The sequence below is a fragment of the Benzoatithermus flavus genome, from assembly GCF_037908215.1.
Lineage (GTDB): Bacteria > Pseudomonadota > Alphaproteobacteria > Geminicoccales > Geminicoccaceae > Benzoatithermus > Benzoatithermus flavus.
In genome coordinates this window covers 1-2540 of record NZ_JBBLZC010000059.1, presented here as the reverse complement: position 1 = coordinate 2540, position 2540 = coordinate 1, and the positions used below count along the sequence as shown (strand labels likewise).

General features: G+C 68.3%; 2 protein-coding genes. Both read left to right on the top strand.

Annotation, left to right across the window (positions count from 1 at the left end; all coding sequences use genetic code 11):
* A partial coding sequence (locus tag U1T56_RS23990) for a sugar ABC transporter ATP-binding protein (RefSeq protein WP_418162017.1) occupies positions 1 to 1422 on the top strand: 1422 nt, incomplete at its 5' end.
* A gap of 120 nt (positions 1423 to 1542) precedes the next feature.
* The coding region (locus U1T56_RS23985) for an ABC transporter permease (protein WP_418162016.1) at positions 1543 to 2540 on the top strand (998 nt) is incomplete at its 3' end.

The following is a 2540-nucleotide window of genomic DNA, read 5'->3' as shown; positions in this document are numbered from 1 at the left end:
GGGGTTCAGCTCGAGATCCGCCCCGGCACCGTCCACGCCCTCATGGGCGAGAACGGCGCCGGCAAGTCGACGCTGATGAAGATCCTCGCCGGCAACATCCAGCCCGACGAGGGCGAGATCCGCGTCAAGGGCCAGCCCGTCCGCTTCCACTCCCCGCGCGACGCCACCCGGGCCGGCATCGCCATGATCCACCAGGAGCTGCTCCTGGTGCCGCACATGACCATCGCCGAGAACATCTGGCTCGGCCGCGAGCCCAAAAACCGCCTCGGCCTGATCGACCATGGCGCGCTCCACCGCCGCACCCGAGCGCTCCTCGACCAGCTCGAGATCGACCTCGACCCGGAGTGCCTGCTCGGCACCCTCACGGTGGCCAACCAGCAGATGGTCGAGATCGCCAAGGCCGTCTCCTACCAGTCCGACGTGCTGATCATGGACGAGCCGACCTCGGCCATCACCGACAAGGAGGTCGAGCACCTGTTCCAGATCATCGAAAGGCTCAAGCGCGAGCACAAGAGCATCGTCTACATCACCCACAAGATGAGCGAGGTGTTCCAGATCGCCGACGAGATCTCGATCTTCCGCGACGGCAAGTACGTCGCCAGCGGTCCGGCCAAGGACTTCGACCAGCAGAAGCTGATCGCCCTGATGGTCGGGCGCGAGCTCACCCACCTGTTCCCGAAAGGTCACGCCGCGGTCGGCGAGGTGGTGCTCGCGGTCGAAAAGCTCGGGCTCAAGGGCGTGTTCCAGAACGTCTCGTTCGCGCTGCGCCGGGGCGAGATCCTGGGTATCGCCGGCCTCGTCGGCTCCGGCCGCACCAACCTCGCCGAGACCCTCTTCGGCCTCACGCCGGCAACATCGGGCGCGATCCGGATCGACGGCAAGCCGGTGGTGATCGATTCCCCCGCCACTGCCATGGACCACGGCCTGGCACTCTTGACCGAGGACCGCAAGGGCAGCGGCCTGTTCTTGACCCACTCGGTGCGCGAGAACATGCAGATCGCCTCGATCCGCACCCACACCACGCTCGGCGGGTTCGTCCGGCAGCGGGCGCTGAGCGCGATCTGCGCGACGATGAAGGAGAGCTTGCGGGTCAAGACGCCGAGCCTGGACGAGACCATCGGCAACCTCTCCGGCGGCAACCAGCAAAAGGCGCTGATCGCGCGCTGCCTGATGACCAAGCCGCGCATCCTGATCCTGGACGAGCCGACGCGCGGCATCGACGTCGGCGCCAAGGCCGAGGTGCACCGGCTGATGTCGGCGCTGGCCGCCCAGGGCCTGGCGATCGTCATGATCTCCTCCGAGCTGCCCGAGATCCTGGGCATGAGCGACCGGATCATGGTGATGCACGAGGGCCATGTCAGCGGCTTTTTGAGCCGGGCCGAGGCGAGCCAGGAGAGGATCATGGCGCTCGCCGCGCGCTGAGCGCGGCCGGGGCGGTGCCTCGGGGCCCTGGCTCTACTGCGGCAGGAACGATCGAACGGGCGCCGGCAGAGCGCGCGACCGATCGGGACTTCGGACACCTTCAGAGGAGGCGTGCGCGCCATGGCAACGACGATCCCGAGAGCCCCCGCCCGCGCCCGGCGCGGCTGGGCGATGCCGAAGGAGGCCAGCATCGTCCTGGTGCTGCTCGGCATCGCGGTCGTCTTCGAGCTTCTGGGCTGGAGCCTGCGCGGCCAGAGCTTTCTGTTCAACCCGCAGCGGCTTTTGATCATCATCCTGCAGGTGTCGATCACCGGCCTGCTGGCGATCGGGGTGACGCAGGTGATCATCACCGGCGGCATCGACCTGAGCTCGGGCTCGGTGGTGGCGCTGTCGGCGATGGTGGCGGCGAGCCTGGCGCAGTCGAGCGACTATGCCCGGGCGGTGTTTCCCGCGCTCACCGACCTGCCGGCCGTGGTGCCGATCCTGGCCGGGCTCCTGGTCGGCGCCCTGGCCGGGGTGATCAACGGCGCGCTGACCGCCTATGCCGGCATCCCGGCGTTCATCGCCACGCTCGGCATGATGGTGACCGCGCGCGGGCTGGCGCGGTTCTACACCCACGGCCAGCCGATCTCGATGCTGACCGAGCAGTACACCTGGATCGGCTCGGGTGCCAACCCGGTGTTCATCTTCATCCTGATCGCGCTCATCTTCCACGTGGCGCTGCGCTACACGCGCTACGGCAAGTACACTTATGCGATCGGCGGCAACCTGCAGGCGGCGCGGGTGTCGGGGATCGACGTCGGCCGGCATCTGGTGCTGGTGTACACGCTCGCCGGCCTGCTGTCGGGGCTGGGCGGGATCATCACCTCGGCGCGGGCGGCGAGCGGCCAGGCCGGGATGGGCCTGTCCTACGAGCTGGACGCCATTGCCGCGGCGGTGATCGGCGGCACCAGCCTCTCGGGCGGGCTCGGCACGATCGGTGGCACGGTGATCGGCACGCTGATCCTGGGCGTGATGATCAGCGGCTTCACCTTTCTCGGTGTGGACGCCTACATCCAGGACATCGTCAAGGGGGTGATCATCGTCGCCGCGGTCGTCGCCGACCAGTACCGCCGCCG